Here is a 19872-nt window from a genome sequence, read left to right on the forward strand (position 1 = left end):
GCGTCGGCAGGTCCAACATCCCATTGACTGACCCACCGCTTTCGCGAGCAAGCCCGCTCCCACATGTTGTCCGTGTCGGGTCTGCTCCCTGAGGACAATTCATGAGCCTACTGACACGCCTGCTGGCGCGCGGCACTGTCGTGCTCGCCCATTCGGCATCCAAGCTGCAATCGCTGCAAATGCGCCTCACCGCCGGCGAGGTGAACGACGACATGGAGCATTTCGAACCCTACGGTTTCACCAGCAACCCGCTGGCCGGCGCCGAAGGCATCGTCACGTTTCTCGGCGGTGACCGGTCTCACGCCATCGCCCTGGTGGTCGCCGACCGCCGCTATCGCTTGCAGTCGCTGGCCTCTGGCGAAGTGGCGATCTACACCGACGAGGGCGACAAAATTCACTTCAAGCGCGGGCGGATCATCGACATCGAAACCGCCACCCTGAACATCCGCGCCAGCAGCGCCGTGAACTTCGACACGCCGGTGATCAACCAGACCGGCAAGATCGTTTCCACCGGCGACCAACTCGCCGGCGGCATCAGCCAGATCAAACACGTGCACGTCGGCGTGCAGGCCGGTAGCGGCCAGACCGGTGCGCCGGCAGGAGGCAAATAATGCTTGTCAGCCAGAACCTCCACGCCGCATTGACCCGCGCCGTGCTCATCAGCCTGTTTACCTGGCGCCGCGCCGCCGATGACGACGCCCTCGACGACGAGGAGCGCTTCGGCTGGTGGGGCGACAGCTTTCCCACCGTCGCCGACGATCGCATCGGTTCGCGGCTGTGGCTTTTGCGTCGGGTCAAGCTGACTCGACAGACCCAGATGGACGCCGAGTTCTATGCCCGCGAAGCCTTGCAATGGCTGATCGACGACGGCCACTGCAGCGCCATCGACATCATCAGCGAACGCCTCGACGCCCAGCGCCTGAACCTGCGCACGGTCCTGACCCTGGCCGACGGCGAACGTCTGGACATCAACCCCGATAACAGTTGGCAGGTGATCTATGCCGTTTGAAACCCCTTCGCTGCCGGTGCTGATCAAGCGCACCCAAAGCGACCTGGCCGGCGATTCGCTGCGCCAGTCCGATGCGCAAGTGTTGGCCCGCACCCTCGGTGGCGCCGCGTATGGCCTGTACGGTTATCTCGACTGGATTGCCGAGCAGATTTTGCCGGACAAAGCCGACGAATCGACCCTGGAACGCATCGCCGCGCTGCGCCTGAACCAGCCACGCAAACCGGCGCAAGTCGCCACCGGCAGCGTCAGTTTTACCGCGACCGCCGGTGCGGTGCTGGATGTCGACACGCTGCTGCAAGCGAGCGATGGCCGTACCTACAAAGTCACCACCGCGCGCACCACCGTCAATGGCAGCAACACCACCACCATCGCGGCGCTGGATGCTGGCAGCCTGGGCAATGCCGACGCCGGTCTGGCGCTGAACCCGGTGCAGCCGATCGCCGGCGTGGTCGGCAACAGTTTTGTGGTGCTCGCGCCCGGCCTCAGTGGCGGCGTGGCGCGAGAAAGCCTGGAGTCGTTGCGCTCGCGGGTGATCCGTTCTTATCGAGTGATACCCCACGGCGGTTCGGCGAGCGACTACGAAACCTGGGCGCTGGAAGTGCCGGGTGTGACGCGGGCCTGGTGCCGTGGCGGCCTGCTCGGGCCAGGCACAGTGACGGTGTTCATCATGCGTGACGAAGACCCGCAACCGGTGCCCAACGATGAGCAATTGGCGGAGGTTCAGGAGTACATCGAACCGCTGCGTCCGGTGACGGCGGAAGTACACGTGCAGCGGCCGATTCAGGTGCCGGTGGTGTATCGCTTCAAGAGCGTCAACCCGGACACCACTGCTGTGCGCGCCGCCGTTGAAGCGCAACTGCGCGACCTGCACAACCGCGAGGCCGATCTGGGTGTGCCGCTGCTGATCAGCCATATCCGCGAAGCCATCAGCAGCGCCGGCGGTGAGTACGATCACACGCTGACCGCGCCGGCCGCTGACGTGCCTGCCGGGCAAAGCGAACTGCTGACCTTCGGAGGCTGCGTATGGGGGGCATAAGAACCGCCGCGCAATATCAGGCGCAGCTGCGCGCGTTGCTGCCGAGCGGCCCAGCGTGGGACCCGGAACGCGTCCCGGAACTTGAGGAAGTGCTGCAAGGCGTGGCCGTCGAACTGGCGCGCCTCGACGCCCGCGCCGCCGACCTGCTCAACGAGATGGACCCGGCGGGCGTCAGCGAACTGGTGCCGGACTGGGAACGGGTGATGGAGCTGCCCGACCCGTGCCTGGGCGCCACACCGCTGTTCGACGACCGCCGCCTCGCCGTACGCCGACGCTTGCTCGCGGTCGGCAGTCAGGCTGTCGGTTACTACCTCGACATCGCCAAAAGCCAGGGCTACCCCAACGCCAGCATCACCGAACACGAAGCCCCCCGCATGGGTCGCGCGCGTTTCGGCGCCGCGCACTGGGGCACCTGGGAAGCGCAATTCATGTGGACCCTCAACACCGGCGGCCGCCTGCTGCTTGGTCGGCGCTATGGCGCGAGTTACTGGGGCGAGCGCTTCGGCGTCAACCCGGGCTCGGCGCTGGAGTGCCTGATCCACCGCAGTGCGCCGGCGCATACCAAGGTGCACATCAATTATGACTAGGGAGGAATGACGGGATGGATTATCCGAAAAGTGTGCCCAGCGCCGGTCTGGTGAATGGGAAATTTGTCGATGAAAACCCGCTGACCGGGACGCCGGGATCGCTGATTCCAGCTGACTGGGGCAACGGGGTTACCCAGGAAATTCTCAACGTGATCAAGGCCGGAGATCTGACTCCGGACGAGAAGAAATACGATCAGTTGTTGCAGGCGATTCAGAGCGTTTCGGCCAAGGGCTGGAATCTGGATTCGGCGTTGCCGATCGGGTCTTTGCCGACCGCGACGGTGGCGACGCCGGACGGTCGTCTGGCAATCACTCCGGCAGCGGTTGCCACCAGTGGCGGACGGATCTCGATTCCGGCGGGCGTGCTGATCAGCCTCGGTCAGGAAGTGGTGGCCGGGCAGTTGGGGCGTGCGCGTACGTTCACCACCCAGGTGTGGAGCAGTCCCGATTTGCTACCCAGTACCGGCTACTTCCTCCGGGCGCAGGTGATTGCGGGCGCGCTGACCTTCTATATGCAGCGCGGCACGATCTACGACGCTACGCCTGACGGTTTGAAAGGGACGGTCAATGGTGCGGCGGGCGGTGGTTTCCAGTCGACGCCGCTGGACATCTGTCTGGCCTGGGTCGTAACGGCGGGACCTGGGTCCATACCCATTGTCCGGGCGATCTACAACCGTAACCGCTTGTCGTGGACGCAGACCGTCAATGGCAATGGCGTGGTTTACCTGCCACTTGATCCGCATGCCCGAGCAGCACGGTTGGTAGTGGGTAACCCGACACCGCATCCCACCGGGATTACCAGCGTGAACTTCGCGCCGACGGGTTGGCTGGGGGGCAACTACTGCTTCCTCAACCCGACAGTAGGCACCTCCAGCAACTGGGATGGCTGGACAACGGCAGGTGGCGCCGTGCTGATTTTTTCCAGCAACGTGGTCAGCGATACAACGGTTTCTACCTTGACCGCCAGCTTCGATCACAACGAATTGCGCTCGCTGTGGCAGTCGTACCAGGCGGAACATACGTTGGGTGCAGCTAATGCCGCCAGTGACGAATTATTGTTCAGTATGGGACTCAAGAGTGTTGGCCCAGCCGATTACGCCAATGGCATCGCGGTTAATTTTTCTGCAGCGGTAAACGTGAATTTTTCCTGGGAGCTGATCCGATGATCATCATTCAAGAACTGCATCAGTTCGAGGAAGGCTTGCGTCCGGCCCAGCCGTCCAGTGCCCATGATTGGGATGGAGAAAAGTGGCAGCTGAATGCGTCCAGAGTTACCGAGCTGGAACTTCAGGAATCCGAGCAGCTGTGTTCCAAGGTCGACGCGGCGGCCGACAGTGCTCGTACCGTTTTGGCAGGCGACCCGCTCAAAGCCATGGAGTACGCCCAGGCTGCTGCCGACGCTCAGGCCTATCAGGACGCTGGTTACCCGAAAAAAGAGGTGCCACTGTCGGTTGCTGCGTGGGTGATTAAAGGCCGTACTGCCAAACAGGCTGCCGAGCAGATTCTCAGCAAGGCCGACCAACTCACTGACCATCTGCTGACCCTGCGCACCTTGCGTCTGAAGGCCAAACAGCAGATCCGTGCGCACGCGGCCAAAGGCAATCTCGATCTGGCGCGCCGTGCTGGCGATGACGTGTTGGCGGCGATTCGCGAACTGGTCAGCAGCCAGACTCTCTAGCAGCAACGCCGTCATTCTGCATCACCCAAGCCCACTTCACCGTGGGCTTTTTATTTTCAGAAACAGACCGCCACTGGCTCGCATCAGCGATCGCCGCGACGCGGTTCATTTGTTATTTCAGAGGAACGAAAGACCTATGGATTATCCAAAAAGCGTCCCCAGCGTCGGCCTGGTCGATGGCCGCTTTGTCGATGAAAACCCGGTGGCAGGAACCCCGGGTTCGTTGATTCCGGCGGTGTGGGGTAACAGCGTAACCGAAGAGCTGTTGTCCGTGATCAAGGCGGCCGGAATGACCCCGGCTGAAGGGGCCAACAATCAGTTGTTATCGGCGTTGCAAAAGCTCCTGAGCCTGGCCAGCCCGATGTCTTCGCGGGTCACTGAAGTTTCGACATCAAAAGTCCTGGCACCGGAGGAAGCCGGGCTGGTTCTGATCAGCGCCAGTACAGCGGATACCACGATCAATCTGCCGGCCGTCAGTACGTTGTCCGGCATTCGCGACTTCATCGTTCGTCGTGTCGACAACAGCAGTAAACGCCTGGTGGTGCAAGCTTCCGGCAATGACCGGATCAGGTTTCACACGCACTTGTCGGCAAACGGCTATCCGTTTCTGGCGTTGATAGGGGCGGGAGACTGGTGGCACCTGCGCAGTGACGGCACTGGTAACTGGTGGCCGGTCGGTCGGTTCGACGCGACACCTTTGGGCCGGATCGTATTCGAGACCTCGACAGCCGCGAACCCCGGCGGCTACGGCGCGTTGGATGGCCGGGAAATGCTGCGTTCCGAATGGCCTTGGCTCTGGGATCACGCCGTGCAGTCCGGCATGTTGCGCGCAGAAGCTGTGCGGGCCGGCGGCTGGAGCAGCGGTGACGGGGTCAAGACATTTCGAGGCCCGGAGGTCCGTGGCGAATTTATCCGGGTGCTCGATGAACAGCGCAACATCGATACGGCGCGGGTCGCCGGGTCCTGGCAGTCCGGCACCAACATCACCGGTGACAACGGTAATGCTCCAGCGGTGCAGGGGATTGGTGATCTGGCGACGGTTGGCGTCGACCCGACATCGTTCGCCGGTCTTTCCTATTGGTCGGCTGCGGCGTTTGCCGAAAATCTGGTCAGTGGCTACTGGGGTATGACTCGCCCGCGAAATGTCGCCTATCCAGCTCGCATAAAACTCATCTGATGCCGGTGCCTCCGGCCCCTTGCAATAGCAAATGGAAGTGAACAATGCCTTATTACTATGTCGATGAAATGACGCGAGAAATTACCGGTCCATTCGAACCCATGCTCGTTCCCGGGATAGGTGTGCAAATACCCGGCAACGCAATCGAACTTCCGCAACCGCTGCCGGCCGTCGAGTCTGGTTATGCGTGGGTGTGGCGTGATGGGCAAGCGGCGCAACTGCTCGATTTACGTGAGCGCCTGGTGTTTCGCAAGGACAATGGCCTCTCGTTCTATTGGACCGAGTTCGGCCCATTGCCTGATCACCTGACTGTCACGCCTCGGCCCAACGAATATTACATCTGGAAGGATGATGGCTGGGTTCTGGATGCCGATGCCGAACGTGCGGGGCAGGCTGCCCAGGCGGACATCGAGCGCGATAATCGTCTGCGCACCGTGGTGATTCGCGTCGCGCCGCTGCAATACGCTTACGAGCTGGGCGAGGCGGCCAGTGAACAACTGACCGCATTGCAAGCCTGGAAGCGTTATGCATTGAACTTGGCGCGGATCGACCTGCAACCGGGTTACCCGGCAATCATCGAATGGCCGATCGCGCCGGAACAGAGCGTTGTTTCGCCAGCGATATAACTCGTCATTTCACTGAAAACGTTGCAGATGGCCTTTTGCTGCAGGCGTTCGGCTGTCTGTAAAAACTGGAGGGTTATGACGTGGATTATCCAAAAAGTATTCCCGGCGTTGGCCTGGTCAACGGCGGCTTCGTCGATGAAAACCCGATCGCCGGTTCCCCTGGATCGTTGATCCCGGCCGCGTGGGGCAACAGCGTCACGCAGGAAATTCTCAACGCGATCAAGGCTGCCGGGCTGACGCCTGATGAAGCCAGAACCGACCAATTGGCAACGGCCATCGGTGCGCTGGTCGACTTCACTAAACTGAAAAATACCCCGACCACATTGGCCGGCTACGGCATCACCGATGCGGTGGGGCGGTTGTTGGCAGTTCGGCAGATCGAGACCGTCGGGATCACGGTTTACAAGCCTAACCCGAGGGCAAAACGGATTCGGGTGCGGTTGGTGGGGGCAGGGGGATCCGGTGGCGGGTGTGCATCTGTCGCCTCGAATAATCTGCGCATCGGAGGTGGTGGCGGTTCGGGTGCCTATGCGGAAAGCCTGTATGACGTGACGCCTCAAATGCTTGCCGGCGTGCCTGTTTCTTTGGGAGCGGGTGGCGCGGTGAGTTCTACTATGGGGCTGGCAGGCGGTGGGGCTTCTTTTGGCTCCTACATGAGTGTGGCAGGTGGCGCCGGGGCGCAGGTCTTGAACATCGATACGTTGAACTCGACGTCAGGGTACGTTCAGGGCGGCACTGGAGGTCAGGATATTGCAGGCGGCAACGTTGCCAGCGCACGTGGCAACACCGGTGGTTACGCGATGTTTAACGGTAATTGGGGAATGCTCTCCGGTGGTGGCGCAGCTAGCCCGTTCGACGGTGGCGGTCCGTACAAGGGCGTAAACAGCCCTGGAATCGCGGGCGTTCGAGGCTCAGGAGGCAGTGGATCTTGTTCGAATACTGCATCGGCTGCTGTTCTCAGCGGCGCTGGCGGCAACGCCTTCTGTGAAATCTGGGAGTACGAGTAATGGCCCGTTATGCAAGAGTGGAAAACGGCGTCGCAGTCGAACTGATCGACACCGGCGACTACGCGATCACCCAACTGTTTGCCCCCGCTTTCGTCGAGACGATGGTGCAGGTGCCGGAGGGTATGCAGATCGAAATTGGCGCGCCCGTCGGCGAATTGCGTCAGGAAATTGCGCCGTTGCCTGTAACGAGCAGTCCGGTCATTACCCCTGAAACAGTCCCCGATGAGCAAGAGCCTCTGGTGGAAGCGCGGCTTTGGCGCCAGTCCAGTCTGTCGGCCACTGAATGGTGGGTGACCCGGCATCGTGATGAGCAGGCACTTGGACGCGGGACGACGCTCAAGGCCCAGCAGTATCTGGAGCTGCTTGAGTATCGACAAGCGCTGCGCGATTGGCCTGAAACAAGTCATTTCCCGCTGTTGGATTTTCGGCCGGGATCACCCCGGTGGATGTCCGGTGTTCATGACTGAAGGCTTGTTTTATGTTTTCAAACATGGAGAAGAGTAATGGATTATCCAAAAAACATACCCAGCGCCGGTCTGGTGAATGGCAAGTTTGTCGATGAAAACCCTCTTACCGGAACGCCGGGGTCGCTGATTCCAGCTAGTTGGGGTAATGCTGTTACGCAAGAAATTCTTGAAGTCATCAAGGGCTCAGGCGCGGTTGTCGATGAAAGTGACAATAGCCAGCTAAGAGTGGCAATTGACACGCTTATATCGAAGAGGCAAAGCGATAGTCTGGCGAGTCAGGAAGAAGCTGAATCCGGTTTCAACACTGCCAAGTTGATGACACCACTGAGGGTTTTTCAATCCATCGCGAAGAAAGTGCAACAGGCGACAGAATCCTTGGCAGGAACGGCAAAAATTGCCAATCAGGCAGAGATTAACGCCGGTATCAGCGATTCATCTATCGTAACCCCTAAAAAGCTCCGGTTCGGGTTTATGGTGAGATTAGGGGGATCAGGATACGTCGTTTTTCCTTCGTGGATGGGAGGGGTGATTATCCAATGGATTGCCGGCAGTGCCAGTCAGGCAGGTAATAGTAACTACGGCGATGTAAACGTATGGCCATTAGCTTTTCCGAACGCTCTCTTTCTCGCGGTCGCTACCCACGAGGGCACTTCCTCCGGAACTTTAATGGTTTGGAATAACGCGACCATTAGTCGGCAAACGGGGCTCAATGTACGCTGCCCTGATTATCCGACAGGTTCGATTGCCGCTCGTGTTATCGGAATAGGATATTGAATATGTATTATTTTTCTCCGACAACTTCCGGCTTTTATCATTCCGATCTACACGGAAAAAATATCCCCGCAGATGCATTTGAATTGAGCGAGGGCGAGTATTGCGCGCTGGTGTCTAATGCGCCCGCGGGGACGGTTCTTTCACTGAACTCTCAAGGGCGTCCAGAGCGGGTGATACTGGCTGGACAAACCACCGATTCAATAGAGCGGGCTTGGCGCGACAAGGCACTGGAACTTACTCAATGGCTGGTCCTTCGCGATGCCGAAGAACTGGAAATGGGCGAGGGCACCACCCTGCGCAGCGAAGAGTTCAAGCAACTCCTGGCCTATCGGCAGGCGCTGCGCGACTGGCCCAACAATCCAGACTTCCCGGATGCCCGTTCGCGTCCGATCGAACCCGATTGGCTGGAAGACTTGCTACGGACCAATGGGTGAGCGATTTGCTCATCGGCCGAGGATAAATAAATATGGATTACCCAAAAAGCATCCCGGGCTCAGGCCTGGTCGACGGAAAATTTGTCGATGAAGATGCCATTGCCGGCACGCCGGGATCGTTGATCCCGGCGAGCTGGGGCAACAGCGTCACCCAGGAGATTCTCGGCGCGATTACTGCGGCTGGTTTGAAACCTGATGAAGCACAAACCGATCAGTTGGCGCAGGCGATCCGCCAATTATCGAAGCCTGATCCACTGCAGCAATTTCCGGCGCAGGTGTATCGCCGGAATGTGCTGATCAATGGCGGCTTCGATATCTGGCAGCGCGGAACGACCAACCAAGGCCCCAATATTGGTGGGTATGTAGCCGATCGTTTTCGTTGCGACTGGAATGGCAATGCTGCCGTGGCCATCTCTCGCCAGGATTTTGCCCCTGGCCAGACAGACGTGGCGGGTGAGCCGAGCTATTTCTTGCGCTGGCAGCAAACCACGGCGGGCGTTGGCGCTACCGAGCACAAGATTTCCCAAAGCGTTGAATCCGTCAGGACTCTGGCTGGAAAAACCGCCACCGTAACATTTTGGGCGCGCTCCGACGCCGCGCGCCCGTTGAAGGTAACCATCGGTCAGTACTTCGGCAACGGTGGTTCGGAAGCCGTCGTCAAAGTGGTCGATGTCTTTGCATTGAGCACTGCATGGACCAAATTCAGCGCAACATTTCAGGTGCCAGTGATCGCTGGGAAAATGCTCGGTGCCAATGATTACTTGAGGTTGGCTTTTGATCTGCCACTTAACGTTTTGCAAACTGTGGATCTTGCGCGGGTTCAACTCGAGGAAGGACCGGTTTCCACGCCATTCGAATACCGCCCGGTTGGTGAAGAGCTGATGTTGTGTCAGCGCTACTTCGAGAAGTCCTTTGCCAGTCGTTTACAGATTCGTGCAAACAATGGTGTCGGAACCTGCATCGTTACGTTCACTCAGGCTGCGGCCGGGAATACCGGTCAATACGGCATGGTCATAGACATGCAGGCTCAGAAGAGAGTGCAACCCACCGTTGTTCTGTATTGCCCTGGAAATGAAAGCAGTCAGGTCTGGAACTATTCGCAGGGAGTGGCTTGCACGGGGACCACTGTGCAAAGTGTGACACAGCGAAGTTTCGCTATCGGTACCGTGACGCCTGTGAGCAGTCAGCCCGGTAACGGGCTGCAGATTGAATGGACAGCGGACGCAGAAATCTAGGGGTAGCTCATGACATATCAACTGACCGCCTGTGGTGTATTGCGCGTTGAAGATGCCGCGTTTATTCCGCAGGACACGACCAATCGCGACTGGCTTGAGTATCAGCAATGGCTGTTAACCGGCGGGCAAGTACTGCCATTGAATGACGCACTCGAAGAATCTGTACCCAACAACACCCTGACAACTCTGGCAAAAAAATGGCTGGGGGCCGTTGTCCGTCAACCATGATTCAATCGGAGCATCCAGGGAGGATTACGCATCATGCAAATAACAGAAGACAACCTTAAAACCATCATGCCCAACGCCCGCTCCCAAGCGGGCGTTTTTGTTTCTGCACTGAATAACGCAATGAATCGCCGCCATATCGACTCGCCAAAACGCATCGCCGCGTTTCTTGCGCAGATCGGTCACGAGTCGGGCCAGTTGCAATACGTGCGCGAGCTGGGCAACAACCAGTACCTGAGCAAATACGACACTGGCACGCTGGCGTTACGTCTGGGCAACACGCCCGAGGCCGACGGCGATGGGCAGAAATACCGCGGTCGCGGGCTGATCCAGATCACCGGGCGCAGCAACTATCGGCAGTGCAGCCTCGGCCTATTCGGCGATGAGCGCTTGCTGTCCTTGCCGGAATTGCTTGAGCAACCGCAATGGGCAGCGGAATCGGCGGCATGGTTCTGGGAACAGAACGGCCTGAACGATCTGGCCGACCGCGACCAGTTCAACAGCATCACCCGCCGAATCAACGGCGGGTTGAATGGCCTGCAGGATCGGCTCGACATCTGGGCGCGGGCGAGGGCGGTGCTATGTCCGTCTCCTGGCGTTTAACCGGCTTTTTGTTGCTGACCTTGGGGGGCGCTGCGTTGGCCTGGCAGTTTCAGGACTGGCGTTACGAGCGACAACTCGCGGAGCAGGCGCGGTTAAACGCCGACACTCTCAATCAGCTGAATGTGGCCGCAGCCAGCGCGCAGCAGGTCGAGCAGGATAAACGTCTGGCCCTTGAGCAACGCCTCGCGGCCAGTGAACAAACCCACTATCGAGCACTCAGTGATGCCCAACGTGATCAGGATCGCCTGCGCGATCGTCTTGCCACTGCTGATCTGCGCCTGTCAGTCCTCATCGACGCCGGCGACGCTGCCCAAGGCTGCGGGGTGCCAGCCGCCACCGGCCCCGGCGGCGTGGATCATGCAGCCGTACGCGCCCGACTTGACCCGGCGCATGCTCAACGAATTATCGCCATCACCGACACCGGTGACCGCGGACTGATTGCCTTGCAGGCCTGTCAGGCCTATGTCAGAGCGCTGGCGCCCGAACATTTTGAATGAGTCTGTGTATTGAAAGCGCAACCGGGTCGTGTACGGTGGTAGTCATTCCATCCGATCCGGAGCGCACCGTGAAAGAGATCACTCAACTGGCTGCCGAGCTCGGCCGACGTTTGCAGTTGCTCAACGCCCACGTCACCACGGCCGAGTCGTGTACCGGTGGCGGGATTGCTGAAGCGATCACGCGGATTCCGGGGAGCTCGGCGTGGTTCGAGGCCGGTTACGTGACCTACTCCAACCGGCAGAAGACCCGGCAACTGAATGTCCCCACCGAATTGTTCGGCACGGTGGGTGCGGTCAGTCGCGAAGTCGTCGAGGCGATGGTGCGTGGTGCGCAGAAGCACAGTCTGGCGCGGTTTGCCGTGGCGGTCAGCGGCGTGGCGGGGCCCGATGGCGGTACACCGAACAAACCGGTGGGCACGGTGTGGCTGGCCTGGGGCGTGGGCGATGCGGTTTCCAGTGAGGTTCAGCACTTCCCCGGCAACCGCGATGAAGTCCGCCGACAAACGGTGAAGGCCGCGCTAGAGGGGCTGTTGCGACTAGCGGCACGAGAAATCGAAAATCAGGGGTAGGCGATCCGCGAACGCTGTGGAATAATACTGGCTACTTATACAGGTGTTGGCCGTCAGGCCTTATTGATTACGTGAGGACTTTAATGGACGACAACAAGAAGAAAGCCTTGGCTGCGGCCCTGGGTCAGATCGAACGTCAATTCGGCAAGGGTGCCGTGATGCGTATGGGCGATCAGGACCGTCAGGCGATCCCGGCTATCTCCACCGGCTCTCTGGGTCTGGACATCGCACTCGGCATCGGCGGTCTGCCAAAAGGCCGTATCGTTGAAATCTACGGTCCTGAATCTTCCGGTAAAACCACACTGACACTGTCCGTGATCGCCCAGGCTCAAAAAGCCGGCGCGACCTGCGCTTTCGTCGACGCCGAACACGCCCTCGACCCTGAGTACGCCGGCAAGCTGGGCGTCAACGTCGACGACCTGCTGGTGTCCCAGCCGGACACCGGCGAACAGGCACTGGAAATCACCGACATGCTGGTGCGCTCCAACGCAGTAGACGTGATCATCGTCGACTCCGTGGCTGCACTGGTACCGAAGGCTGAAATCGAAGGCGAAATGGGTGACATGCACGTGGGCCTGCAAGCCCGTCTGATGTCCCAGGCGCTGCGTAAAATCACCGGTAACATCAAGAACGCCAACTGCCTGGTGATCTTCATCAACCAGATCCGCATGAAGATCGGCGTGATGTTCGGCAGCCCGGAAACCACCACCGGTGGTAACGCGCTGAAGTTCTACGCCTCGGTCCGTCTCGACATCCGCCGTACCGGCGCGGTGAAGGAAGGCGACGAAGTGGTCGGCAGCGAAACCCGCGTCAAGGTTGTGAAGAACAAGGTGGCTTCGCCGTTCCGTCAGGCTGAGTTCCAGATTCTTTACGGCAAGGGCATCTACCTCAATGGCGAGATGATCGACCTGGGCGTGCTGCATGGTTTCGTCGAGAAATCCGGCGCCTGGTATGCCTATGAAGGCACCAAGATCGGTCAGGGCAAGGCCAACTCGGCCAAGTTCCTGGCAGACAACCCGGAAGTCGCTGCCAAGCTCGAGAAGCAGCTGCGTGACAAACTGCTGTCCCCAGCGGTGATCGCCGACTCCAAGGCTTCTGCGGTCAAAGAGACCGAGGACGACCTGGCTGACGCTGATATCTGATCGCAGCGATGACCACCGCTGTACTCGATACCCTCGTCGCGGTGCGGCGAACCGCCATGGACCTGCTCGCTCGACGCGAGCACGGTCGAGTCGAACTGACGCGTAAACTGCGTCAGCGCGGCGCTGAGGCGGAAATGATCGAAACAGCCCTCGACCGGTTGACGGAAGAGGGACTGCTTTCCGAAGCCCGTTACCTTGAAAGCTTTGTTTCCTACCGTGCCCGCTCCGGCTATGGCCCCTTGCGCATTCGCGAAGAGCTGGGTCAGCGTGGTTTGCAACGCGCCGATATCGAACTCGCCCTGCGTGAAAGCGGTATCGACTGGCAGGAGCAGCTTCGCGAGACGTGGCAGCGCAAGTTCTCCGGACACTTGCCGATTGATGCCAAGGAGCGGGCCAAGCAAGGCCGTTTCCTCGCCTATCGGGGGTTTTCGATGGAGATGATCAACCGCTTGTTCAGCGGCAGAGGGATGGACGATTAAGTCGGTTGAACAAAAACGGCCCGCTATGAAAATAGCGGGCCGTTTTTTTTGCCTTCAAATTACCTTTGATGGCTCACGTGCACGTTGGGCGGTCTGCGGTTGGGTGTGAGCCCAGTTTTCGGGGAGGTTGATGTAATCCACCAGTTCCCTGAGACGGCCATGATTTCGGGCATTGAACGCGAAAGCCAACCGCACCAGGTGGCTGTACTGCGCTTCGTCATGTTCCTCGCCGCTGTAAGCGTGTTGATGGAACTGGTCACTCAGGCACAGATCGGCGAAAGCCTCCTGCATATGCGCCATCGCCACGTCACTGAGCTTGTGATGCATACGAATCACGAACTGACGCTTGAGCCAGCGACTGGAGTGGAAGTTGCTGTAGAACTGGTTGATCTGCTCCACCGCCTCATCGACGTTATAGACCAGACGCATCAGTTTCAGGTCGGTGGGCAGGATGTAGTGGTTTTCTTCGAGTTGCTGGCGAATGAAGTCCAGGGCGCCTTGCCAGAATGTTCCGCCCGGCGCATCCAGCAACACCACCGGCACCAACGGGCTTTTGCCGGTCTGGATCAGTGTCAGTACTTCCAGTGCCTCGTCCAGGGTGCCGAACCCGCCAGGGCACAGCACCAGCGCATCGGCTTCCTTGACGAAGAACAGTTTGCGGGTGAAGAAAAAATGGAACGGCAGCAGATTGCCGGTGCCGTCCACAGTCGGGTTGGCATGCTGCTCGAAGGGCAGGGTGATGTTGAACCCGAGGCTGTGGTCACGCCCGGCGCCTTCGTGCGCGGCGGCCATGATCCCGCCACCCGCACCGGTGATGACCATCATGTCTGATCGCGTCAGGGCCGCGCCGAGTTCACGCGCCATTGCATACAGGGGGTGCTCGACCGGCGTGCGCGCCGAGCCGAATACCGTGACTTTGCGTCGTCCCTTGAATTGTTCCAGCACCCGGAACGCCTGCTCCAGTTCACGCAGGGCCTGCAGGGTGATCTTGGCGTTCCAGCGGTTGTGATCCTCTTGGGCCATGCGCAGCACGGTCAGGATCATGTCGCGATAAATCGGCAGGTTCGGGCTGTCGGGGGAAATCTGCTTGAGCTGTTCTTCGACCTTGCTGATGAGGTCGGGGCCGCTTTCCTGAAAATGTCGGCTGAGCAGGTCATTCGGTTGGTAAGGCATTCAACGTCTCCTTCTGCACAGAGCGGGTGGCCCTGACGTGCGGCGTCAGTGCCGCGCTGCAAAAAACACACACTCGGCAGCTCCTTTTTCTGCCGTGAACAGGTGATCGGGAATACTTTGAATCTAGACCCTTGCGAGCCATTGCGCTGAGTTGATCTTTACGCCGCGCAGGCTTTCCTGGCAACCGTTGCGGGCTGGCTGGCAATGAATATTCACCACTCGTCCGAACGTACGCCGTAGAGCAATCACTCTGATTTACTAACCTACAGGCACTGTACGACAGCTTTGAGTCGGCAACCGTACGCAGGGTGCGCGCTTTTCAAGGATTCGCGGGTAGCAGGCATGGAGGCGGGAGAGATGGCCAGAGTGGTTCTGGAAATCGATACGCAGTTGTATCGGATGCTGAAAGCATCAGCCGAGACCAATCAAGTGAGTCTCGAAGAGGAGTGCTGCCGTCGGTTGGCAGGTGGAGAACGACGTTCTCGCTACTTGCAGGCCCTGGTGGCCGAATTGCGCGCCGAAGATGAACAACGGCGCGCCAATACCCGATGATTACTTCTTCTTCGCCGGGGCAGCTTTCGGGCAATCGGAATCCTGGTAGCTGGCCGAGCCGATGGCCTTGTTGGTTTTATATTCACTGAAGTCGTAACGCATGATCGCACCCTTGGCCATCAGCTTGCGGTACGACGGGTTATTGCACACCGAAGCACCCAGCTGGAAATACACGGCTTTTGGGTCAGCGCGCATCTTTTCGGCGTGGCTGGCCTGGACGCTCAGGTGGTTGATCAGGGTAACGCCCTCAACGGTGTAGCCCTGATCGAGAATGTCTTCATTGATCGCCCGTGGCGTGCCGACGCTGCTTTGTTCGGCGATGTTGCGCAGTTCTTTGTTCAGATTCTGCTCTTTCAAGGACGCCGCTTGTGCGCTGAAGGACAACGCCAGTGCGATGGCCGCGGTAGGAACGATAAGGCGCAGCATGAAACTCTCCTGATTCAGTGACTGGTGGTTCGACCAGCCCCGTGGCTGTGCGTTCAGTGGCGCCGGATTATAGGGGAGCCGGTCGGGACGGTACAGGTTTGCGCTCGTCGCTCTGGTAAACTGCCGCCCTTTATTGCCTTGCCGAGTGCTGTGTGTGTCGAGTTTTCCTGCCATAAGGCGTTGCCCGTGATCCATCATGCCCCCAACGCCGTAGCCCGCTTGCGTGACCAGCGCGAGGACGAAGGTATCAAGCCGATTCAGGCCCGTGGTTTTCGCTCCGAGCGTTGCCGCGACTGCCGGGTGATCATCAGCCACTGCCTGTGCGCCTGGCGGCCGACCGTCGAAACCCGTTCCGGTGTGTGTCTGATCATGACCGGCAAGGAAGTGTTCAAGCCGAGCAACACCGGTTGGTTGATCGCCGATGTGGTGCGCGACAACCACGCGTTCATCTGGTCGCGCACCGAGCCGGACCCGCAGATGCTGGCGCTGCTCAATGACCCGCAATGGCAGCCGTACCTTGTATTTCCCGGCGAATATGTAGAACCGTCGCGGGTGACCAACACCGTCGTGCCCGATAGCAGCAAGCGTCCGTTGTTCATCCTGCTGGATGCGACCTGGACCGAGGCGCGCAAGATTTTCCGCAAGAGTCCGTACTTCGACCGTTTGCCGATTCTCAGCCTGCTGCCCGACAGACTCTCGCGTTATCGCCTGCGCCGCTCGACCCGCAGCGAGCACCTGTGCACCGCCGAAGTCGCGGCTTTGTGCCTGGAACTGGCGGGGGACAGCGATGCAGCGTCGGCGCTGGACGCTTACTTCGATGTGTTCAGCCAGCACTATCTGGGCGCCAAACAACAGTTGCCGCTCAACGAGTCGACTCCGGCCCACGCCGAGCTCTTGCCTTATATACGAAAGCCGCAAGCGGTGTTGGCCCCATAGTGGCCCATACTTCACCCAGCGGCGGCCGTGCTGCTTGACCACCCCGGCTACGCTGGGCATGCTTGGCGCCGATTGGGGTGCGGCCAAGGTTTGAAACGCCGTGTTTGCTCGTGATTGGCGTTGAACGTGCCCCTGTGGATAGCGCTGTGCGGCGGTATCTCGAGTTGCCTTGGCGAGGCCCGAATGCGTCGGGTCTGCCATCAAAAAACAGGATCATTTGAAAAATGGCCACATACGACATCCTGATTGCCGATGATCACCCTCTGTTTCGTAGCGCGCTGCATCAAGCGGTGACACTGGGCCTTGGCCCGGATGTGCGACTGGTGGAGGTGGCGAGCATCGCCGAGCTGGAAGCGCGCCTGACCGAAAAATCCGACTGGGATCTGGTCCTGCTGGACCTGAACATGCCCGGCGCGTTCGGGTTTTCCGGTCTGGTCATGCTGCGCGGGCAGTACCCGCAGATTCCGGTGGTGATGGTTTCGGCCCAGGAAGAGGCTTTGGTCATGGTCAAGTCCCGGGAATTTGGCGCCAGTGGCTTCATTCCCAAGTCCAGCGACCTGAATGTGATTCAGCAAGCCGTGCGCAAGGTCCTCGATGGCGATGTGTTCTGGCCCCCGCAGGCGTTCGAAGCCGTCAGTGTCTCCGATGAAGCCAAAGCCGCCAGCGACGGCCTGGCCAGTCTCACCCCGCAGCAGTTCCGCGTACTGACCATGGTCTGTGAAGGCCTGCTGAACAAGCAGATTGCCTACGAGTTGAGCGTGTCCGAAGCGACCATCAAGGCCCACGTCACGGCGATCTTTCGCAAGTTGAATGTGCGCACCCGGACTCAGGCGGCATTACTTCTGCAACAACTTGAGTCAATTCCGAGCCAATAAAGGCTGGCGTCTTCACGCTTTTTTGACTTTTGTTGCTCTAGCTTTCCCACTCCTTTCTGGTTGGTTTTTACGTTATGTCACCTTTCAAGGGCCAGACCGGCCTGAAACGCATCCTCAACGCTTCCGGTTACTCGCTGGACGGCCTGCGCGCAGCCTTCACCGGCGAAGCCGCATTTCGCCAACTGGTGCTGCTCAATGTGGTGCTGATTCCGCTGACGTTCTTCCTGAATGTCAGTCGCGTCGAACAGGCACTGCTGATCGCCGTGTGCCTGCTGGCGCTGATCGTCGAGTTGCTGAACTCGGCGGTAGAAGCGGCGATTGACCGCATTTCCCTGGAACTGCACCCGCTGTCGAAGAACGCCAAGGACATGGGCAGCGCCGCGCAATTCGTGGCCCTGAGCATGATTGCCCTGGTGTGGGCGGTGATTCTGCTTTAAGCGATACTCGGCAAGACGATCTCGTCGCTGCGCTGCACCCCGGCGGTGAAGGCGCGGCACAGATCGAGAAACTCGCGCATGGCCGAGGTCTGGTACTTTTGCTTGTGCCAGATGAAGTAAAACTGCCGCGCCAGGTCCAGATCCGGCGTTTCCACCGCCACCAGGCTGCCACGCCGAAAGGCATCGCGCAGCGCCAGCCGCGATATACAGCCAATCCCCAGCCCTGATTCCACCGCGCGCTTGATCGCTTCGGTGTGTTCCAGCTCAAGACGGATATTCAGCGCACTGCGATGATGACGCATCGCCTGATCGAAGGTCAGGCGCGTGCCGGAACCCTGTTCGCGCAGAATCCACGCCTCGTGCGTCAACTCTTCCATGGTCGCGCTGCCGCGTTTGGCCAGCGGATGCTGCGGCGCGCAAAACACCACCAGTTCATCTTCGACCCAGCTCTGCACTTCGATGTCCGGATGGCTGCAGTCGCCTTCGATTAGACCCAGATCAATTTCGTAGTGGGCGACTTGATGCACGATATTGGCAGTGTTCTGTACGTGCAGTTTTACCTGGCTTTCCGGGTGGCGCTGCATGAAGCCGCCGATCAACAGGGTCGCCAGATAATTGCCGATGGTCAGGGTGGCGCCCACCGAGAGTGAGCCGAAACCGGATTTGCCGTTGAGCAGGTCTTCGATTTCCTTGGACTGGTCGAGCAGGGCCACCGCTTGCGGCAACAGCTGTTTACCGAGGGCGTTCAGGCTCAGGCGTTTGCCGGCGCGATCGAACAGCTGGCAGCTGGACTGGCGCTCCAGTTCGGTGATCGAGGTGCTCGCCGCCGACTGCGAGAGGTTGAGCAGACCCGCAGCACGGGATACGCTCTCCTGCTGGGCGACGGCGACGAAGACTTGCAGTTGACGAAGAGTAAATCGCATATCGATATAACCGATAACCCTTATCTTAATAATCCAGTTAACAGATATTGTCGTCGCTATTAGAATGCGATGCAATTGCGCACTGTTGGCCGCAAAGGCGAGCGCAGACCCAATATCCAGGAGTCCCACGTACATGAGCAACATGAACCACGAGCGTGTCCTCAGTGTTCATCACTGGAACGACACTCTGTTCAGCTTCAAGTGCACCCGTGATCCGGGCCTGCGCTTCGAGAACGGTCAGTTCGTGATGATCGGCCTGCAACAGCCCAACGGCCGCCCGCTTATGCGCGCTTACTCGATCGCCAGCCCGAACTGGGAAGAGCATCTCGAGTTCTTCAGCATCAAGGTGCAGGATGGTCCGCTGACCTCGCAGCTGCAGCACCTGAAGGAAGGCGACGAGATCATCATCTCGAAGAAGCCTACCGGCACCCTGGTGCTGGACGACCTGAACCCGGGCAAGCATCTGTATCTGCTGAGCACCGGCACCGGTCTGGCGCCGTTCATGAGCGTGATCCAGGACCCGGAAACCTACGAGCGCTTTGAAAAAGTGATCCTGGTGCACGGCGTGCGTTACGTCAACGAAGTCGCCTACCGCGAATTCATCACCGAGCACCTGCCGCAGAACGAGTTCTTCGGTGAAGCGCTGCGTGACAAGCTGATCTACTACCCGACCGTGACCCGCGAGCCGTTCGAGAACCAGGGCCGTCTGACCGACCTGATGCGCAGCGGCAAGCTGTTCAGCGACATCGGTCTGCCACCGATCAACCCGCAGGACGACCGCGCAATGATCTGCGGCAGCCCGAGCATGCTCGACGAGACCAGCGAAGTGCTCGACAGCTTCGGCCTGAAGATCTCGGCGCGTATGCGGGAGCCGGGTGACTACCTGATCGAGCGTGCGTTCGTCGAGAAGTAACCCGCAATACCTGTGGGAGCGGGCTTGCTCGCGAAGGGGGGCTGTCAGTCGACGTCAATGTTGAATGGCGCACCGCTTTCGCGAGCAAGCCC

General features: G+C 59.5%; 27 protein-coding genes. 24 read left to right on the top strand and 3 right to left on the bottom strand.

Annotated features, from left to right (window positions below):
• The first annotated feature begins 101 nt into the window (after nt 1-101).
• The 19 genes from QMX91_RS18175 (at nt 102) to recX (ending at nt 13545) form a co-directional block, all read left to right on the top strand.
• Nucleotides 102-611, top strand: coding sequence for a phage baseplate assembly protein V (locus tag QMX91_RS18175; RefSeq protein WP_027611071.1), 510 nt, complete (start codon nt 102-104; stop codon nt 609-611).
• Entirely contained in the window at nt 611-1009 is a 399-nt protein-coding gene (locus tag QMX91_RS18180; protein ID WP_007964342.1) for a phage GP46 family protein, read from the top strand. Before QMX91_RS18175 ends, QMX91_RS18180 begins: the two co-directional genes overlap by 1 nt.
• Nucleotides 999-2045, top strand: a complete 1047-nt coding sequence (locus QMX91_RS18185) for a baseplate J/gp47 family protein (protein WP_135295076.1) — start codon at nt 999-1001, stop codon at nt 2043-2045. Before QMX91_RS18180 ends, QMX91_RS18185 begins: the two co-directional genes overlap by 11 nt.
• On the top strand, nt 2033-2632 hold the full coding sequence (locus QMX91_RS18190; protein WP_003222238.1) for a putative phage tail protein: 600 nt from the start codon (nt 2033-2035) through the stop codon (nt 2630-2632). Before QMX91_RS18185 ends, QMX91_RS18190 begins: the two co-directional genes overlap by 13 nt.
• 14 nt (nt 2633-2646) lie before the next feature.
• Complete coding sequence (locus tag QMX91_RS18195; RefSeq protein WP_098967503.1) at nt 2647-3798, top strand: phage tail protein; 1152 nt, start codon at nt 2647-2649, stop codon at nt 3796-3798.
• On the top strand, nt 3795-4310 hold the full coding sequence (locus tag QMX91_RS18200) for a phage tail protein (protein ID WP_282413146.1): 516 nt from the start codon (nt 3795-3797) through the stop codon (nt 4308-4310). Before QMX91_RS18195 ends, QMX91_RS18200 begins: the two co-directional genes overlap by 4 nt.
• Nucleotides 4311-4446: 136 nt before the next feature.
• Nucleotides 4447-5487, top strand: coding sequence for a phage tail protein (locus QMX91_RS18205; protein WP_282413147.1), 1041 nt, complete (start codon nt 4447-4449; stop codon nt 5485-5487).
• 44 nt (nt 5488-5531) lie between these two features.
• The gene (locus QMX91_RS18210; RefSeq protein ID WP_003222249.1) at nt 5532-6113 is read left to right on the top strand and encodes a tail fiber assembly protein; all 582 of its coding nucleotides are present in this window, start codon (nt 5532-5534) and stop codon (nt 6111-6113) included.
• An 80-nt stretch (nt 6114-6193) separates the two neighbouring features.
• The gene (locus QMX91_RS18215; RefSeq protein WP_098967508.1) at nt 6194-7120 is read left to right on the top strand and encodes a hypothetical protein; all 927 of its coding nucleotides are present in this window, start codon (nt 6194-6196) and stop codon (nt 7118-7120) included.
• A complete protein-coding gene (locus QMX91_RS18220; RefSeq protein ID WP_282413148.1) occupies nt 7120-7587 on the top strand; it encodes a phage tail assembly chaperone in 468 nt (155 codons plus the stop codon). The genes QMX91_RS18215 and QMX91_RS18220 overlap by 1 nt, the downstream gene beginning before the upstream one ends.
• Nucleotides 7588-7623: 36 nt before the next feature.
• Nucleotides 7624-8361, top strand: a complete 738-nt coding sequence (locus QMX91_RS18225) for a hypothetical protein (RefSeq protein WP_282413149.1) — start codon at nt 7624-7626, stop codon at nt 8359-8361.
• 2 nt (nt 8362-8363) lie between these two features.
• Nucleotides 8364-8795 (top strand): phage tail assembly chaperone, encoded by a 432-nt coding sequence (locus QMX91_RS18230; protein WP_282413150.1) that lies wholly within the window; start codon nt 8364-8366, stop codon nt 8793-8795.
• Between the two features lie 32 nt (nt 8796-8827).
• Nucleotides 8828-10030: a carbohydrate binding domain-containing protein gene (locus QMX91_RS18235; protein ID WP_098967516.1), complete on the top strand. Its 1203-nt coding sequence runs from the start codon at nt 8828-8830 to the stop codon at nt 10028-10030.
• A gap of 9 nt (nt 10031-10039) precedes the next feature.
• Nucleotides 10040-10258, top strand: coding sequence for a hypothetical protein (locus tag QMX91_RS18240; protein WP_098967518.1), 219 nt, complete (start codon nt 10040-10042; stop codon nt 10256-10258).
• A 33-nt stretch (nt 10259-10291) separates the two neighbouring features.
• The gene (locus QMX91_RS18245) at nt 10292-10858 is read left to right on the top strand and encodes a glycoside hydrolase family 19 protein (RefSeq protein WP_134785566.1); all 567 of its coding nucleotides are present in this window, start codon (nt 10292-10294) and stop codon (nt 10856-10858) included.
• Nucleotides 10837-11355 carry a lysis system i-spanin subunit Rz gene (locus tag QMX91_RS18250; protein ID WP_098967519.1) on the top strand — a complete coding sequence of 173 codons (519 nt, stop codon included), beginning with the start codon at nt 10837-10839 and terminating at the stop codon, nt 11353-11355. The genes QMX91_RS18245 and QMX91_RS18250 overlap by 22 nt, the downstream gene beginning before the upstream one ends.
• 68 nt (nt 11356-11423) lie before the next feature.
• On the top strand, nt 11424-11924 hold the full coding sequence (locus QMX91_RS18255; RefSeq protein WP_096795871.1) for a CinA family protein: 501 nt from the start codon (nt 11424-11426) through the stop codon (nt 11922-11924).
• A gap of 83 nt (nt 11925-12007) precedes the next feature.
• On the top strand, nt 12008-13066 hold the full coding sequence (recA, locus tag QMX91_RS18260; protein ID WP_003222269.1) for a recombinase RecA: 1059 nt from the start codon (nt 12008-12010) through the stop codon (nt 13064-13066).
• Nucleotides 13067-13074: 8 nt separating this feature from the next.
• Complete coding sequence (gene recX, locus QMX91_RS18265; protein WP_003222270.1) at nt 13075-13545, top strand: recombination regulator RecX; 471 nt, start codon at nt 13075-13077, stop codon at nt 13543-13545.
• Between the two features lie 54 nt (nt 13546-13599).
• On the opposite strand, the gene QMX91_RS18270 is transcribed toward recX, so the two are convergent.
• The gene (locus QMX91_RS18270) at nt 13600-14718 is read right to left on the bottom strand and encodes a TIGR00730 family Rossman fold protein (RefSeq protein ID WP_098967521.1); all 1119 of its coding nucleotides are present in this window, start codon (nt 14716-14718) and stop codon (nt 13600-13602) included.
• 357 nt (nt 14719-15075) lie between these two features.
• Between QMX91_RS18270 and QMX91_RS18275 the strand changes: the two genes are divergently transcribed.
• Nucleotides 15076-15270 (top strand): hypothetical protein, encoded by a 195-nt coding sequence (locus tag QMX91_RS18275; RefSeq protein WP_027611087.1) that lies wholly within the window; start codon nt 15076-15078, stop codon nt 15268-15270.
• Here the strand turns inward: QMX91_RS18275 and QMX91_RS18280 are convergent, their stop codons facing one another.
• Entirely contained in the window at nt 15271-15696 is a 426-nt protein-coding gene (locus QMX91_RS18280) for a PA3611 family quorum-sensing-regulated virulence factor (protein ID WP_027611088.1), read from the bottom strand.
• 189 nt (nt 15697-15885) lie between these two features.
• On the opposite strand from QMX91_RS18280, the gene QMX91_RS18285 reads away from it, so the two are divergent.
• From QMX91_RS18285 to QMX91_RS18295, 3 genes are all read left to right on the top strand, one after another.
• Nucleotides 15886-16632, top strand: a complete 747-nt coding sequence (locus tag QMX91_RS18285) for a tRNA-uridine aminocarboxypropyltransferase (protein ID WP_282413151.1) — start codon at nt 15886-15888, stop codon at nt 16630-16632.
• Between the two features lie 224 nt (nt 16633-16856).
• On the top strand, nt 16857-17507 hold the full coding sequence (erdR, locus tag QMX91_RS18290; protein WP_223008253.1) for a response regulator transcription factor ErdR: 651 nt from the start codon (nt 16857-16859) through the stop codon (nt 17505-17507).
• A gap of 74 nt (nt 17508-17581) precedes the next feature.
• Nucleotides 17582-17944 carry a diacylglycerol kinase gene (locus QMX91_RS18295; RefSeq protein WP_003222276.1) on the top strand — a complete coding sequence of 121 codons (363 nt, stop codon included), beginning with the start codon at nt 17582-17584 and terminating at the stop codon, nt 17942-17944.
• Here QMX91_RS18295 and QMX91_RS18300 read toward each other — a convergent pair.
• Nucleotides 17941-18867, bottom strand: a complete 927-nt coding sequence (locus QMX91_RS18300) for a LysR family transcriptional regulator (protein WP_007964377.1) — start codon at nt 18865-18867, stop codon at nt 17941-17943. The two genes, QMX91_RS18295 and QMX91_RS18300, sit on opposite strands and share 4 nt — an antisense overlap.
• A 133-nt stretch (nt 18868-19000) precedes the next feature.
• Between QMX91_RS18300 and fpr the strand changes: the two genes are divergently transcribed.
• Nucleotides 19001-19780, top strand: a complete 780-nt coding sequence (gene fpr, locus QMX91_RS18305; protein WP_007908723.1) for a ferredoxin-NADP reductase — start codon at nt 19001-19003, stop codon at nt 19778-19780.
• The last annotated feature ends 92 nt before the right edge of the window (nt 19781-19872 follow it).

The sequence above is a fragment of the Pseudomonas sp. PS01299 genome (assembly GCF_029960145.1).
Classification (GTDB): Bacteria; Pseudomonadota; Gammaproteobacteria; order Pseudomonadales; family Pseudomonadaceae; genus Aquipseudomonas; species Aquipseudomonas putida_A.

Excerpts from the sequence above, each read along its gene's own strand:
- QMX91_RS18295 (WP_003222276.1), top strand. The coding sequence starts at position 17,582 with ATGTCACCTTTCAAGGGCCAGACCGGCCTGAAACGCATCCTCAACGCT.
- QMX91_RS18240 (WP_098967518.1), top strand. The coding sequence starts at position 10,040 with ATGACATATCAACTGACCGCCTGTGGTGTATTGCGCGTTGAAGATGCC.
- QMX91_RS18225 (WP_282413149.1), top strand. The coding sequence starts at position 7,624 with ATGGATTATCCAAAAAACATACCCAGCGCCGGTCTGGTGAATGGCAAG.
- QMX91_RS18175 (WP_027611071.1), top strand. The coding sequence starts at position 102 with ATGAGCCTACTGACACGCCTGCTGGCGCGCGGCACTGTCGTGCTCGCC.
- QMX91_RS18185 (WP_135295076.1), top strand. The coding sequence starts at position 999 with ATGCCGTTTGAAACCCCTTCGCTGCCGGTGCTGATCAAGCGCACCCAA.
- QMX91_RS18300 (WP_007964377.1), bottom strand. The coding sequence starts at position 18,867 with ATGCGATTTACTCTTCGTCAACTGCAAGTCTTCGTCGCCGTCGCCCAG.
- QMX91_RS18230 (WP_282413150.1), top strand. The coding sequence starts at position 8,364 with ATGTATTATTTTTCTCCGACAACTTCCGGCTTTTATCATTCCGATCTA.
- QMX91_RS18245 (WP_134785566.1), top strand. The coding sequence starts at position 10,292 with ATGCAAATAACAGAAGACAACCTTAAAACCATCATGCCCAACGCCCGC.
- erdR (WP_223008253.1), top strand. The coding sequence starts at position 16,857 with ATGGCCACATACGACATCCTGATTGCCGATGATCACCCTCTGTTTCGT.
- QMX91_RS18190 (WP_003222238.1), top strand. The coding sequence starts at position 2,033 with ATGGGGGGCATAAGAACCGCCGCGCAATATCAGGCGCAGCTGCGCGCG.
- QMX91_RS18220 (WP_282413148.1), top strand. The coding sequence starts at position 7,120 with ATGGCCCGTTATGCAAGAGTGGAAAACGGCGTCGCAGTCGAACTGATC.
- QMX91_RS18205 (WP_282413147.1), top strand. The coding sequence starts at position 4,447 with ATGGATTATCCAAAAAGCGTCCCCAGCGTCGGCCTGGTCGATGGCCGC.
- QMX91_RS18270 (WP_098967521.1), bottom strand. The coding sequence starts at position 14,718 with ATGCCTTACCAACCGAATGACCTGCTCAGCCGACATTTTCAGGAAAGC.
- QMX91_RS18210 (WP_003222249.1), top strand. The coding sequence starts at position 5,532 with ATGCCTTATTACTATGTCGATGAAATGACGCGAGAAATTACCGGTCCA.
- recX (WP_003222270.1), top strand. The coding sequence starts at position 13,075 with ATGACCACCGCTGTACTCGATACCCTCGTCGCGGTGCGGCGAACCGCC.
- QMX91_RS18280 (WP_027611088.1), bottom strand. The coding sequence starts at position 15,696 with ATGCTGCGCCTTATCGTTCCTACCGCGGCCATCGCACTGGCGTTGTCC.
- QMX91_RS18275 (WP_027611087.1), top strand. The coding sequence starts at position 15,076 with ATGGCCAGAGTGGTTCTGGAAATCGATACGCAGTTGTATCGGATGCTG.
- QMX91_RS18200 (WP_282413146.1), top strand. The coding sequence starts at position 3,795 with ATGATCATCATTCAAGAACTGCATCAGTTCGAGGAAGGCTTGCGTCCG.
- QMX91_RS18180 (WP_007964342.1), top strand. The coding sequence starts at position 611 with ATGCTTGTCAGCCAGAACCTCCACGCCGCATTGACCCGCGCCGTGCTC.
- QMX91_RS18250 (WP_098967519.1), top strand. The coding sequence starts at position 10,837 with ATGTCCGTCTCCTGGCGTTTAACCGGCTTTTTGTTGCTGACCTTGGGG.
- recA (WP_003222269.1), top strand. The coding sequence starts at position 12,008 with ATGGACGACAACAAGAAGAAAGCCTTGGCTGCGGCCCTGGGTCAGATC.
- fpr (WP_007908723.1), top strand. The coding sequence starts at position 19,001 with ATGAGCAACATGAACCACGAGCGTGTCCTCAGTGTTCATCACTGGAAC.
- QMX91_RS18195 (WP_098967503.1), top strand. The coding sequence starts at position 2,647 with ATGGATTATCCGAAAAGTGTGCCCAGCGCCGGTCTGGTGAATGGGAAA.
- QMX91_RS18235 (WP_098967516.1), top strand. The coding sequence starts at position 8,828 with ATGGATTACCCAAAAAGCATCCCGGGCTCAGGCCTGGTCGACGGAAAA.